Below are 13,289 nucleotides of genomic sequence, written 5' to 3'. Positions count from 1 at the left end.
GCCGGGCAAGCCGCTCTTCAACGTCAAAAAATCCCGCCTGCTTCATGATCCATACTCCAATCAACGCAAGGAAAATGGAATCACAGAGCAGACCTCAATACCAGAGGGTTTTTCGAACCCTCCACCTATTCATCACACCGAAGCTGGGAACGCTCAAGGTTATCGACGTGACCCGCGCCGATGTCGTCGAACTGCACCAGTCATTAAAAGAGACGCCCTATCAGGCCAACCGGGTGCTGGGCGTTCTGTCGATCATGTTCACCCTGACCGACACGTGGGGCGTGCGGTCAGATGGGATCAATCCGTGCTGGAAGGTCAAACGCTACAAGGAAGTGAAGCGGGAATGTTACCTGACACCGGACGAACTGGCCCGGCTGGGCAAGGTGCTCCGCGAGGCGGACGGCGAGCCGGAAGCCGCGACCTGCATCCGCCTACTCCTGCTGACCGGTTGCCGCCTTGGGGAAATCCAGACCCTGAAATGGGAGTATGTGGATTTTCGGGCCGGTGTCCTGCGACTGCCGGATTCCAAGACCGGGGCCAAGGTCGTACCCATAGGTAAAGCGGCGCTGGACGTGCTGTCGGACATACCCCGGATCGAGGGCAATCCCTACGTCATCACAGGAAAGATGGACGGGCAGTATCTGACCGACATCCAGAAACCGTGGCGGCGGCTGCGCGCAAGAGCCGGACTGGACGGACTGGACGGACTGGACGGACTGGACGGACTGGACACACTACGCATCCACGACCTGCGCCACTCCTTTGCATCGGATGCACTCCAGCTTGGCGCGGACCTGACCATGATCGGGCGGTTATTGGGTCATACGCAGGTGCAGACCACCGCGCGGTATGCCCATCTCAAAACCGATCCCATTCGACAGGCCGCGAATAACGTTGCGTCCGCAATAAATAGATATTTAGAATCTCCCTTGCCATTCAAGCACTCCATCGCAGGATCCTGATAATATATGTCAGAATTTAGGTTCCCCATCGACCTTAATAAAATCTCTATTCGACCTCTTCTGATAGGCCCCATTCACTGAGACCTTTCTTCCAACAGTAATATATCCTTCCCTTATCATTCTATCATATATTTCTGGAATGACCTTGCATGTGACTTCACGTCCATTACTTGCCTTTATTATAAATGTTTTGCTTTTTTGAACTAAACCGACCACACTCCCATTGACGCTAATATTTTCATCCCTAATTTCTCGATATAAATACCGTATCTCTTCTCCCATTTCTCTATTTACTTCCAGAAATGAATGCCTCCCCAGAATATTAGATGATATTTGCAGTTTAGATACGGAACTATGTTCACTCGGCATAATCTCGTCTACAGCATCAAAAAATAGAAAATGCTCTTTTGCGTATCCTGAATTAAGCTTCTTAGCTGCAATTCTTTCGACAGTTTTCTCCGCAACATCAACAAAATTAGAACCCAATCTCTCAGATTCATTAATTATATCATTGGGATTGAGGTTTTTTATCGCTTCTTTTTTTGTCAAAGCAACTGCGTCTACAATAGGACGTTCAACAGGGACCAATAAGCTAGCAAAAATTGGCTGCCTAATTGGAAAATCCATAATAGAGCTTGAATTTGCTTCGTGTATATTCTGCGGTATTAACGTCTTTCTTACTAGATCATAAACATTATTAATCAACACATTGAATCTGCTAAAGGACATACAACCGCCCAGCAAATCATCACCGAAAAACTTGAATGAGAACGGAGACAATGCTTGAAGAATAGAATCTGGGCATCTTTTTTGAGAACTATAAAGCGGAACACCCGACTTTGGTAAAGCCGTTTGTATATAAGAAACATTCTTCCTTTCAAATCTTGTTACATTCATGTTGAAATCAACATCAAGTAACCAGCATTTTTCTTTAGAAAAAATGCCCCTTAACGATACAACCCCATCCTTGAGAGCGGTTACTTCTTCTTCTGATATATGAACTGCAATATAATAGTCGCCATTAACATGCTCATCTGACTTATAAAGAAGAAAATCCTCCAGTCCAATTACAGTTGTAAAAATAGCTGGACCATAAAACTCGTACAGAACCTCACAAGGACGCAGAGGACCATTCGGCCACGTCGTAGAACCAGTATTCCATTGTCCCCAATTCATTTACCGAATTCCTCGTTGGGTCCCCAAGACAAAGAAAACAGACTCTGCAAGTTGACCCCCTCATAACACCAAAATGTATAATGTTCAGATTGATTGCTAGATGGTGTATGCGCCAATTGACCTTCGTTAGGAGAGACATCACCTACAAAAATATGCCATCGCGCAGCCCACTGAAAAATTTCTTGAGCATGTTGAGCAGCTTCTTTACTTATCCAACAGGAAATTCCGGAAGCATTACATGGGTTTTGAAGCGCCAACTTTTGTTTCCGTGGATTACTGGAGGATGCAAAAGGTGTAAAATCTTCCTGCGTCGAGGGATTTCCTTCACAACCATGATAAATTTTCTTGTTTACCGCCTGCCCTATTGAAGGACACCCTTTAGGAAAGGAATCTGGAAATTTTGGCAACGAACTTCTCTTCTCTCGTGCAACTCAAGGATCGGCTATTGGTGATAATGATATAGCTTTTTTTAACGAGCACCATAGGCAGATTTTCACAAACACTTTTATAACATCTGATATTCCGACGGCATAATTATAACATAACAAAAATATTTTAAATTTGTCGGAATTACATAATAAAAATCACAAATATTCATTTATTATTGGATATGCTTATTCCAATATCTACAGAAGATTTGCTGCCTCAACTCCTAACGCTTTCGCCAGCCGGGCCACGACCTCAATAGAGGCCGCATACTGACAGCGCTCCAGCGAGCTGATGTAGGTCCGGTCGATCTCCGCGAGATGGGCAAGTTCCTCCTGCGACACTCCGCGTTCGCGCCGGTATCGTTTGAGGTTTTCCGCCAGAGTCTCCCGTATGTTCATACGGAACAGGGCAACCCCTTGCAGAGTATTTAACCACGGAGTACTCTCTACATTTCTAAGTAGATGCTGAGGCGCGCGGCACCGACTGCCTTCCTCTTTCGTAGGATCATGAGCCTGCTAACCCTTTCATGAAGTGAATCATTCGGTTACGTGATGCGACCTTCGCTCTATGCAGGCTCGTTCCGTTTCTGAAATCCTCGGCTTCTCACAAAATCAGCGACAAACGGACCTGATCCGGGAGGCCGCCCCATGCCGCTCGACGTCTGGCAATCAGAGACCGACCATACCGCCCTCAAACGCCTGGATGAAGCCGGTTTCGCCGGAGCCTTCATGCGGCGCTGGGCCACCTATTGTAAGGATCACGCCGAAACGGCGCGGCTGATAGCAGCAGGCGCGCCCAATCCCAACACGGAATGGGATGCCTTCTGCCAGCGCTGGAGGATACGTTTTCCCGCATAACCCGGAGATACCCGTCACCCGTGTGCCGGTAATCTGGCGACCGGGCGTCACGTCCAGCGTCATCAGCCTGACGCACGCTATTGATGGCTTCGCACCGCCTCCCCTTCCCTCCTGACGGTCGTTGGGTCTTACCCTGTTCGATCAGGCCGATCAACTGGGCCGCGCCATCGTGGTAGCGACGCCCTCCACCACGTTTAGTCTTTCCCTTCATGGCGCGGCCGCAGCCTGTCCAGCAGTGCATATCCCTGTTGATCCCTCCTACCGACGACGCAGTGATGAGGCTGCCCGCTTCTGCGCCCATGTGCTGGGCTATCACCTACCTGCACGCCATCCCCGCCGGATTACCCCGACACGCTGGCGGCAGCTTGCCCTGCGCCTGCACGCCTTCGATCTGGATGCGGCGGGTGCCAGCCTGCGCGACATTGCATCGGAACTGCTCGACCCGGACGCCAGAACATTGGCCGACGATATGTGGCGCGATTCCGCCCTGCGTACCATGGCCCGCGCCCTGCGCGACGAGGGAAGCGCGCTTGTTCATGGCGGATATCTCTCGCTGCTGGACGGACTCTGACCACCCTCATTTCCGGCCTTATCCTGCGCTCCATTACGCTTTTGAGGTGGAGGAATTCGCGCACGTCATTTCCTCCACTCCCAGACCGCCTCTTTCCCGTCAGCCTCCCCTTACCGGCCCTGCTTCACCACAGAAGCACGCCGCATCGACAGGGAGGTTTTCATGACCGACATCCCGAAACCCAAAACGGGCGCATCCGTGCCGCTCTCGCCCGAAATCGCTGTACCAGCACGCCTGCCAACGTCCCCGGCCCGTATCCTGCGTCCCTATCTGCGTGGGGGCGAGGCCGCTGAACTGATCGGGGTCTCCATTCGCACATTGGAAAAATACCGCAGCACCGGTGGAGGCCCGCCGTTCCTGAAGGTTGGCTCGCGCGTCCTCTATCTCCGCGAGGACGTGGAAGCATGGCTTCAGCGCCATCGCTGCCGCAACACTTCCGACGACAACTATGCCGCCGCCCTGCGTGAAATGCCCTCACGGAGGAACAGACCATGAGGACGGATGATCCCAACCTGACCACGGTCGAACTGACCTTCATCGAAAAGCGCATCGAACACTGGATCAGGTTTGGCAGGCCGGTCTCCGACCGCGTGCTCGACAAACGCCGCCGCCTGCTGAGTTTCACGCCCGGCAGCACCTTCGGCTTTATCCGCTGGGCCGCCAATGATTACGGCACGGTCGTCTCCTGCTTCGCCATCGTGCGCACCGTGGAACGGGGCGCAGCGTTCCAGACCGTGCCCTTTGTCTGGCCCGGCGGCGACCTGCTGCTCGACGTGTTGGGCTGGCCGCAGGTGAAGCACGTTCTTGAGGTGATCGACCAGATCGAGCGCTTCGGCTTCGATCCCTGTGCGGTCTCCCCCGATCACTGGCGGCATGTCCATAACCGCATCGCCGCCGGGCAGGAACCACGGCCCTACACACAGCCCCTGCACGCGGCATGGCTGAAACGTGCGAGGCTGGTATCATGACCCGGCGCGCCTGGTTCTTCGGCACCTATTTCGTCGTGCTGGCGGTAGGTGTGTCCGCTGCCTTACGTGTAACGCCCCGGCTGCTATGGAACAGCACGGCCAGCGTCCCGGTGGGGCTGTATCGGCTGCGTGCTGAAGGTGGCTTGCGTGTCGGGGATCTTGCCGCCCTGCGTCTGCCCGACCAGCTGGCCCTGCTGCTGTCCCAACGCGACTATCTGCCGCTCGGTGTGCCCTTGCTCAAGCCCGTCGCGGCCCTCCCAGAACAGACCGTATGCCGGGCAAACGGCAGTATCACGATTGATGGCAGGCCCGTCGGCGACACGCTGACCAATGATCATCGGGGCCGTCCGCTGCCCGTCTGGCAAGGCTGCCATCGTCTCATGCGCGGCGAGATTTTCGTCATGAACCCGGCAGAACCGCGCAGTCTGGACGGGCGCTATTTCGGCCCGCTTCCCGCCAGCACGGTGATAGGACGCGCAATCCCGATGTGGGTCACGACCGGACGGATTGCACCGGGCCACGACGAAAGACCTCATCCGGTGCTGTTGTCGCCTCCACTTCAGTAACGCGGCGTAACCCTGCCCCAGTCTTCAATTCTTTGTCTTGTGATCCGCAGATCAGGAGAGACGTATCATGATCCGTCTTGGCACGTTCACGCGCACCACAAACGGCTTTTTCGGCCAGATCACCACCTTTCTGATGGAGGATGATCTGTCGATCCTTCCCATCGAAGACCCCGGCACCGAGAACACACCGGATTATCGCGTCCTGCGCGGTCTGGAAGATGACGCCATACAGGTGGGCTGCGCCGGGTTTGCCATCCCTATGCAGACTGCCAGCGCCGCGCCGTTCGATGCCTATGTCACCGAGGCCGCCACGCGGGCGAATATCCCGTCCGCATGGATCACGGCGGTGATGCGCGCGGAGAGCACAGGTGATGCTTCTGCGGTATCACCGAAGGGGGCGATGGGCCTCATGCAGATCATGCCCGACACGTGGCGGGAACTGCGCGCGACGTTGAATCTGGGGGCCGATCCCTATGATCCGCACGACAATATCGTCGCAGGTGCGGCGTATCTTCGCCGGTTGCATGACCGCTATGGCGATATGGGTTTCCTCACTGCCTATAATGCTGGTCCTGGGCGGTATGAGCAGTTTCTGACAGCAGGGAAAACACTGCCCGACGAGACGAAAAAATACGTTTCCAGAGTCATCCGCCTGCTGCATGGAGAGTCGATTGGCAGCACGATTTCTGATGCGAGTTTTGTCAATCAATCGCACGCCGAAATGCCATCTGGAAATCGGCTTTTTGTCGGTCCGTTTGCATCCCAAACCGTCATCCAGAACGCGCCCGAGGTAATGCCTGTTTCTGATCACGTGATACGATTTGTGGCCCCACGTCATGGCCTGTTCGTCTCCGTTTCGCAAAGGAGCGTGCCATGACGAAGGTTTTACGTCATGGGCGGAGAAAACTGCCATCCTATCGGGAGCGCTTCGGGTGTGCGTCGGGCGTTGATAAGATCGGGAAACATGAAGGAAAGGGAAGGCAAGATAAAACGGCCTGCCACGTCGGGCGACGAGGCGCGGTCGCGCCTCGCCTTCTGGTGTGCAGGCTGGGTCGGTCGTGTGCAGGTTTTTTGGTTTTGTGCCCGTTTCCTGCGGGGTTTTCATGCACAGGGGGGCTGATGGCCCGCGACGAGGATTTCCGGGTCCGTTCAGGCCGTATCCGGGGCACGGGACACGCGGCCCGGCCCCGGAGCTTTCTGGCGCAGGTGCTCCATGCCTCCCACCGCGCGGGCGGAGGGGCTGGCGGCAGCCCCGGAAAGGGAAAAGGAGGCAGTCCGCGCTCCGGCCCCTCGACCTTCGGGCGGGGCCAATCCCGGTTTGGCAGAAGTCGCCTGTTCGACGCCCATCGCCGCGTCACCGTCAAGGCCCGCGTGGTGCGACACGGGCGCGGCGCGCGTCCCGGATCACTGGCCGATCATCTCGCCTATCTGCGCCGCGATGGCGTCACCCGCGACGGCGAGAAAGCGCATCTGTTCGGGCCGAATGGTCAGGAGGTGGACGCGAAGGATTTTGCCGCACGCTGCAAAGACGACCGGCATCATTTCCGCTTCATCATCTCGCCCGAGGATGCCCCTGAGATGGCCGACCTCGACGGCTTTACCCGCGACCTCGTGCAGCAGATGGAAGCCGATCTCGGCACGCGGCTGGACTGGGCCGCCGTGTCGCACTGGAACACCGACAATCCGCATGTGCATCTGATCGTGCGCGGCGTGGATCAGGCCGGGGCCGATCTGGTGATCGCCCGCGATTATATCAGCCACGGGCTGCGCTCACGGGCGGAGGATCTGGTGTCGCTGGAGCTTGGCCCGCGCGCCGAGCATGAAATCGAAATGGCTCTGCGCCGTGACGTGACGGCGGAACGCTGGACCCGGCTCGACGCCGAATTGCAGCGCCACGCCGATGATCTGGGCATCGTGGACCTGCGGCCTGAAGCCGGGAGCGCTCATGACCTCGGGCAAAATGCGACGCATCGCGCCCTTCTCACCGGCAGGGCACAGACGCTGGAACGCATGGGGCTGGCCACACCGGAAGGACCGGGACGCTGGTCGCTCGCACCCGGCATGGCGGACACGCTGCGCGAGATGGGCGCGCGGGGTGACATCATCAAAACCCTGCACCGCGCCATGATGGAACGAAGCCGGGATCGAGGGATGTCTCCCGGCGATTACGTGATCTCGGGGCGTGATCAGCCTGTCGCCTTGACAGGGCGGTTGCTGGAACGCGGTCTGCATAACGAACTGACCGGCGAAGCCTATGCCGTGATCGACGCCACGGACGGGCGCGTGCATCATATCCGCTTCCCCGGTGTCGAGGCGTTTGGCGACTCGCCACCCAATGGCGGCATCGTTGAGGTGCGAACTGTCACGGGCAAGACGAGCGGCAGGGATTATCTCGTACTGTCCGCGCGTTCCGATCTGGACCTTGCTGCGCAGGTGAAAGCGCCGGGTGCGACATGGCTGGATCATCGGCTGGTGGAACGCCAGCCCATGGACCTCGCCCGTACCGGCTTCGGGGCCGAGGTGCGGCAGGCCATGCAGGAGCGGACCCGGCGTCTCGCGGATCGCGGGTTGGCGTCATTCCAGCAGGACGGATCAGCGCGCTACCAGCGCAATCTCCTGACGACATTGCATCAGCAGGAACTGGATCAGGTCGGCGCGAAACTCGCGCAACAGACCGGGCTGACCTATGAGCGCAGCATTCCGGGCAACTTCGTCACCGGCCAGTATGTGAAACGTCTCAGCCTGTCCTCGGGCCGCTTCGCCATGATCGACAATGGCCTCGGCTTCCAGCTTGTGCCCTGGGCACCCTCTCTGGAGAAACAGCACGACCGCTATGTCGATGGTGTCGCCCGCGATGACGGGGGCGTCGACTGGCGGCATGACCGCAAACGCGATCTCGGGATCAGCATGTGAGCCACGCTGCCCGTTCTTTCTACGCTGTTATCCGCCTCGGTACACTCGATACAGTTTCGATCTTGTTTCCAACAAAACCTTCCGGTCACATCATGGCTTTTCATGGAGGGTTTTCATGCGTGACCGCCTGAACGTCTCCCTGCCCGTCGCCATGATTTCGCAGATCGGCGATCTTGCCGCGCGTCGGAAGGTGACGCGCTCCGCCGTAGTGGAAGCGGCGGTCGCCTCGCTCCTGTCACCCGACAGTGCTGAGAAAACCGAAGCGGCCCTGACACGACGGCTGGACCGGCTGACGCGGCAGATGCAGCGACAGGAGCGCGACCTGATGATCGCGCTGGAAACGCATGCCCTGTTTATCCGCTTCTGGCTGGGACAGATGCCGCCCCTCCCCGCCGAAGCCCAGGCCGCCGCCAATGCTCTGGGGCAGGAACGGTTTACGCGGTTTCTGGACACGCTGGGGCGGCGGCTGTCTCAGGGGCGGTCGTTCCGCGACGACATCCCGCTCGATATTCCCGCCATGCGTCAGACGTCGCCGACACCAGGGAAAGATGCGCCATCATCTTGAGGCAGCCGCGCCAATTCGATGAAACGGGCAACAACAGGATCGCATTTCCCATCCCGCCAGCATAGAGCGAGATCAAATGTCGCCGGGCTGCTTCCGTCCATGACCGGCCGAAAAACGACGCCATCCATTCTGATGCCCGTAGCGCCTTCCGTCACGAGCAGAATCTTATCCCCGTGGCGGGCCAGTGCCAGCAACCGATCGATGGCGGCGTCATGAACCATGATGCGTTCCGGCAGAATGCCATGGTACAACCCGAGCTTGCGAAGCTCCATACCTGCACCACGACGCGGGAGTGTGAGGAAATAAGCTGACAGGCCGGACCACGTCACAGCTGCACGCACCGCAAGAGGGTGATCGCGCGCAACAGCCGCCAGCACTCTTTCCTTCCCCAGCGGGATGGCTTGGCCGTGCCAGCCCTCGCACGCTATGACGATCGCGGCGTCGAGACGGGAGGCCGCCACGTCCCGCAGCAATCTCTCGCGTGGGCCGTCCGTGACTTGAAGTTCCACAGCCGAATATTCGGCTTGATACCGTTCGAACAGGTTGGCCACCACGCCACTAGCGAAAGACATCTGCACACCGAGGCGGAGCCTGCCCAGCATCCCGTTATGCCGCAGGCGCAGATGCAGCATGGCCTCGTCCATGCCATCCAGCACGGAGGCGGCGATCTTCGTGAACGCCACACCCGCCGCCGTTAGCCGCACACCGGTCCGCATTCGCTCGAAGAGGGGAATACGAAGCGCGTACTCCAACGCCTGGATAGAGCGTGTCAGCGTGCCCTGATCGACCTCCAAGACCAGAGCCGCCTGACGCAGGCTACGGTGTTCCGAAACCGCAATGACCCTTCGCAGATCGCGGATATTGAAGCCATAATCGGCAGCCATCGGAGCCAATTATCTCCACGCGCTATATATTTTCTTGTGTCGCGGGAAGGCGCAGAACGAAAGCAAGAGCCACAGCCGATGCACATGCCCCCAGCAGAAAAACAGGGGGATATCCAACTCGGTCAGCGACCGTACCGGCGAGCGGTCCGGCCAATCCCAATCCTATGTCCACAAAGGCAACATATGCGCCCATTGCCGCGCCTCTGTTCTGAGGCGGCAGATGGCGGACAGCCTCTACCCCCAGTGCAGGAAACGTCAGCGAGTAACCAGCACCGAGAATGGCGCATCCGGCGAGGGCGATCCAAGGATGGGGCGCAAGCCACAAAATGACCAGCCCTACTATCTGGAGAGGGATCGTTACTTGGGCAACGCGTAGGCCGCCCAGTTGATCTGGCAGGCCGCCGAAGATTAGCCGTGCCGCGACATAAGACGCACCAAACGACGTCAGGCCGAGAGATGCGCCCGTCCAGTGATGCCCGGCATAGTCGAGACCAAGGAAGGCGAACATCGTGCCAAACCCGATCGTGCTCAAGGCAAGGCCCGTACCATAAGGCCAGATCAAGCCAACAACTTTAAAAAAGCCAAGACGTCTTCCGCAATGCAGCGGAAGCGGCTCGATGCCTTTCATCAATAAGCAGGCCATCAATGGTAATATGGCGGCAGCCAAAGCCATCGCCCCAAAGCCGCCTTGTTTCAACAAGACCGAGCCCAATGGCGCGCCCCCGCCTATTGCACCGAACATCGCAATTCCGACCCAAACCATCGCCCGTCCGGCATAGCGCGGCCCAACCATACCAATGCACCAGGTCAGGGCCCCGGTAATCAGCAGACTCTCACCGAGACCGAGAACAGCCCGTCCGACAAACAACAGGACCAAAGCAATCTCGGGCGAGCAGTCGCCCCACACCGAAGCCCCGTAAACCAGAGCCGCGAGGGAACACAACAGCATCCCGATCAATACCGCCGGTCGAGGCCCGCGCGTATCGGTCACAACGCCACCGAATTGGCGTGTCAACAAGGTTGCTATGGACTGCGATGCCATGACCCATCCTACCATCACAGGACCGAAGCCGAGACGATCATGCACATGGACCGGCAGGACGGCGAGCGGCAGACCAACCGTCAGATAACCAAGGAAAACCATCATGGCAAAAGGCAGCAAGCGGCGCGTTGCCTCACCACCGGAAACGGGTGCCATCGTCGTGGAGGTCTGTCTATTCATCCGTTATCTGCTCCACATTCGTAAGGGGCAGCCGCAATATTTCGCGTGGCTTTGGTCAAAAATTTGTCACCAATATTGAAAATATCTCGCGAAAATCGACAGGTTTCACATTTTCGTCTTAATAATACATTCCAGACTCTGTATTTCTTTTGTAAAAATCCCAGAATGTCCTGATCAAATTTGGATCAAGGATCTGTGCTTTTTTCGAAGCAAGTTCGACGAGTGGGGTCGCGACGAAAGGCTTGCCTGTCGCCAGTATCTGCAACTGAGAACGGCAGGCACGTTCCAGAAAAATACCGGTCAGAACAGCATCTGAGATACGAGTTCCTACGAACAGCACGCCATGATTGCGCATCAACGCTACAGACTGTCGCCCCAAGGCAGCCGCCAGTTGACGGCCAAGCTCTGGCGTATCAATCAGACCGCGCGTGTCGTCGAACCGCGCGACTGGCAGGCCGAGATAAGCCGCCTCATTGGTAACCGCCTCAAGTTCTATATCCAGAGCGGAAAAAGCGGTCGCGTGGAATGGATGTGTATGCCCAACAACATCAATATCAGGACGTTCACGCAAAATTTCGGTGTGGATCGGCCATTCTTTATGGATACGTCCCTCTCCCGCTAATCTGTTACCGTCGAAATCAAGCAGAACGAAATCTGCCGCTCCGATGACTTCTCCCAGACCGATCCCGGATCGCTTTACCCAGACACCGCGTCCTATAGGATCGCGCCAGCCGAGATGGCCGAGGGTCATATCCGCATGCCCTTCGGCGTGAAGAACACGGCATCCGGTAGCCAGTTCTTCCAAAACAGCCTGAACAGTCTCGTTCATCAATCATATCCGATCGCATTATCGTCGCTTGCCGCCAACTATGCGAAAATCATGATATGCTGGAAAGCGCAGCAATAAGAACTTATAGTTGCGTCCAACGCCATGTATCGCAGGGCTTTGATATGATCCCGACTTACGATCTCAATCTCCTGACATCACTCGATATGCTGCTGGCCGAAAGCAGCGTTAACCGGGCGGCTGAGCGGCTGGGCCTCAGCAACTCCGCCATGAGCCGAACCCTGAGCCGCATTCGTGAGACATTTGGCGATCCCATCCTCGTTCGCGCGGGTCGATCACTAGTCCCCACGCCTCGTGCGCTCGAATTACGTGAAACGGTCCGCCAAGTTCTCGAAAGTGCTGAAGCCCTTCGCATAGCCCCGCAGAAACCGGACTTTAAGCAGATTGACCGTGTTTTCGATGTCCGTGCGAACGAAGGGTTTGTGTTCCAATATGGCGGCAAACTGATCAAGGCCGTGTCCCGTGAGGCTCCGGGTATACGCCTGAGTTTCGTCATCAAGGCGGAGAAGAAACCGAATGCTCTTCGCGATGGACAGATCGATCTGGACATTGGTGTTTTAGGAGAGTCTGGCCCTGAAATCCGGACGCAAACGATCCAGCGAGACCGCTTCGTCGGTGTCGTAAGAGCGGATCACCGGCTGAGCAGTCATGAAACGATCTCCGCCAAGGATTATGCCGAAGCACACCACGTCAGTGTTTCCCGACGCGGCCTGTTCAGTGGCCCAATCGATAAAGCCCTGGAAATCATCGGGTTGAGGCGTCAGGTGAGTGCCGTTGTGACCAGCTTTCCATCCGCGCTTTCGGTCGCCCGCACCACCGATCTGATTGCAAGCGTTCCCGAACGGCAAACCGCTGAAGCAAGGCGCGACATGTACACCTTCCCTCTTCCCGTCGAGACCGAGGAAGTGAGGGTTTCGATGATGTGGCATCCCCGTTCGGAACATGACCCCGTGCATCGCTGGTTGCGGGAACACGTCCGGCAACTCTGCTCGACCTGAAGGCATCATAACCGATTCGCGCCCTTCCCGGCCCACCAGCGCCGCGCTCCATGCGACGGCCTGCTACGCGGTTTTTCTCCGCCGGCTGATTCCTATATGATTCCAGTTGGTGTTCTGGAACGCAGAAAGCCCGCTCGGAGAGCGGGCTAACTACTTGGTTTTGTTTGGAAAATATGGTTGCGGGGATAGGATTTGAACCTATGACCTTCAGGTTATGAGCCTGACGAGCTACCGGGCTGCTCCACCCCGCGGTTGTTTGGGGAGACTGGAAGACCTGGCGGCGACCGACTTTCCCGTGCCTTAAGGCACAGTATCATAGGCGCTGGGGCAT

16 protein-coding genes and 1 tRNA gene are annotated in these 13,289 nt (G+C 57.2%); 10 read left to right on the top strand and 7 right to left on the bottom strand.

Annotated features, from left to right (window positions below; genetic code table 11):
- Positions 1-167 precede the first annotated feature (167 nt).
- Positions 168-962 carry a tyrosine-type recombinase/integrase gene (locus ACBR42_RS16050; protein WP_371208687.1) on the top strand — a complete coding sequence of 265 codons (795 nt, stop codon included), beginning with the start codon at positions 168-170 and terminating at the stop codon, positions 960-962.
- A 9-nt stretch (positions 963-971) separates the two neighbouring features.
- Here the strand turns inward: ACBR42_RS16050 and ACBR42_RS16045 are convergent, their stop codons facing one another.
- From ACBR42_RS16045 to ACBR42_RS16035, 3 genes are all read right to left on the bottom strand, one after another.
- Positions 972-2,138 (bottom strand): hypothetical protein, encoded by a 1,167-nt coding sequence (locus ACBR42_RS16045; RefSeq protein ID WP_371208686.1) that lies wholly within the window; start codon positions 2,136-2,138, stop codon positions 972-974.
- Positions 2,135-2,545 (bottom strand): hypothetical protein, encoded by a 411-nt coding sequence (locus tag ACBR42_RS16040; RefSeq protein WP_371208685.1) that lies wholly within the window; start codon positions 2,543-2,545, stop codon positions 2,135-2,137. The genes ACBR42_RS16045 and ACBR42_RS16040 overlap by 4 nt, the downstream gene beginning before the upstream one ends.
- 219 nt (positions 2,546-2,764) lie before the next feature.
- Positions 2,765-2,965, bottom strand: a complete 201-nt coding sequence (locus ACBR42_RS16035; RefSeq protein ID WP_371208684.1) for a helix-turn-helix domain-containing protein — start codon at positions 2,963-2,965, stop codon at positions 2,765-2,767.
- Between the two features lie 249 nt (positions 2,966-3,214).
- Here ACBR42_RS16035 and ACBR42_RS16030 point away from each other — a divergent pair, with 249 nt between their 5' ends.
- From ACBR42_RS16030 to ACBR42_RS15995, 8 genes are all read left to right on the top strand, one after another.
- Positions 3,215-3,424: a transcriptional regulator domain-containing protein gene (locus ACBR42_RS16030; RefSeq protein WP_371208683.1), complete on the top strand. Its 210-nt coding sequence runs from the start codon at positions 3,215-3,217 to the stop codon at positions 3,422-3,424.
- Positions 3,425-3,545: 121 nt separating this feature from the next.
- Positions 3,546-3,995, top strand: a complete 450-nt coding sequence (locus ACBR42_RS16025; RefSeq protein WP_371208682.1) for a DNA -binding domain-containing protein — start codon at positions 3,546-3,548, stop codon at positions 3,993-3,995.
- A 162-nt stretch (positions 3,996-4,157) separates the two neighbouring features.
- On the top strand, positions 4,158-4,490 hold the full coding sequence (locus ACBR42_RS16020; RefSeq protein ID WP_371208681.1) for a helix-turn-helix domain-containing protein: 333 nt from the start codon (positions 4,158-4,160) through the stop codon (positions 4,488-4,490).
- Positions 4,487-4,963 (top strand): DUF2840 domain-containing protein, encoded by a 477-nt coding sequence (locus ACBR42_RS16015; RefSeq protein WP_371208680.1) that lies wholly within the window; start codon positions 4,487-4,489, stop codon positions 4,961-4,963. Before ACBR42_RS16020 ends, ACBR42_RS16015 begins: the two co-directional genes overlap by 4 nt.
- Positions 4,960-5,529 carry a S26 family signal peptidase gene (locus ACBR42_RS16010; RefSeq protein WP_371208679.1) on the top strand — a complete coding sequence of 190 codons (570 nt, stop codon included), beginning with the start codon at positions 4,960-4,962 and terminating at the stop codon, positions 5,527-5,529. The genes ACBR42_RS16015 and ACBR42_RS16010 overlap by 4 nt, the downstream gene beginning before the upstream one ends.
- 67 nt (positions 5,530-5,596) lie before the next feature.
- Positions 5,597-6,406, top strand: a complete 810-nt coding sequence (locus ACBR42_RS16005; protein WP_371208678.1) for a DUF736 family protein — start codon at positions 5,597-5,599, stop codon at positions 6,404-6,406.
- Positions 6,407-6,648: 242 nt separating this feature from the next.
- Positions 6,649-8,442: a relaxase/mobilization nuclease domain-containing protein gene (locus ACBR42_RS16000; RefSeq protein WP_371208677.1), complete on the top strand. Its 1,794-nt coding sequence runs from the start codon at positions 6,649-6,651 to the stop codon at positions 8,440-8,442.
- A gap of 115 nt (positions 8,443-8,557) precedes the next feature.
- The gene (locus tag ACBR42_RS15995) at positions 8,558-9,007 is read left to right on the top strand and encodes a CopG family transcriptional regulator (protein WP_371208676.1); all 450 of its coding nucleotides are present in this window, start codon (positions 8,558-8,560) and stop codon (positions 9,005-9,007) included.
- Here ACBR42_RS15995 and ACBR42_RS15990 read toward each other — a convergent pair.
- The 3 genes from ACBR42_RS15990 to ACBR42_RS15980 all read right to left on the bottom strand — a co-directional run bounded on the left by ACBR42_RS15990 (position 8,965) and on the right by ACBR42_RS15980 (position 11,942).
- Positions 8,965-9,891 (bottom strand): LysR family transcriptional regulator, encoded by a 927-nt coding sequence (locus ACBR42_RS15990; RefSeq protein WP_371208675.1) that lies wholly within the window; start codon positions 9,889-9,891, stop codon positions 8,965-8,967. The two genes, ACBR42_RS15995 and ACBR42_RS15990, sit on opposite strands and share 43 nt — an antisense overlap.
- Before the next feature lie 22 nt (positions 9,892-9,913).
- Positions 9,914-11,113 carry an MFS transporter gene (locus tag ACBR42_RS15985; RefSeq protein ID WP_371208674.1) on the bottom strand — a complete coding sequence of 400 codons (1,200 nt, stop codon included), beginning with the start codon at positions 11,111-11,113 and terminating at the stop codon, positions 9,914-9,916.
- Between the two features lie 118 nt (positions 11,114-11,231).
- Positions 11,232-11,942, bottom strand: a complete 711-nt coding sequence (locus ACBR42_RS15980; protein ID WP_371208673.1) for a class II aldolase/adducin family protein — start codon at positions 11,940-11,942, stop codon at positions 11,232-11,234.
- 122 nt (positions 11,943-12,064) lie between these two features.
- Here ACBR42_RS15980 and ACBR42_RS15975 point away from each other — a divergent pair, with 122 nt between their 5' ends.
- Positions 12,065-12,958, top strand: coding sequence for a LysR family transcriptional regulator (locus ACBR42_RS15975; protein ID WP_371208672.1), 894 nt, complete (start codon positions 12,065-12,067; stop codon positions 12,956-12,958).
- Positions 12,959-13,132: 174 nt separating this feature from the next.
- On the opposite strand, the gene ACBR42_RS15970 is transcribed toward ACBR42_RS15975, so the two are convergent.
- Positions 13,133-13,209, bottom strand: a tRNA-Met gene (locus tag ACBR42_RS15970).
- Between the last annotated feature and the right edge of the window lie 80 nt (positions 13,210-13,289).

Source organism: Komagataeibacter sp. SM21, from assembly GCF_041402665.1.
Taxonomy (GTDB): Bacteria; Pseudomonadota; Alphaproteobacteria; order Acetobacterales; family Acetobacteraceae; genus Komagataeibacter; species Komagataeibacter saccharivorans.
This window is presented reverse-complemented; position numbering and strand designations above follow the sequence as displayed.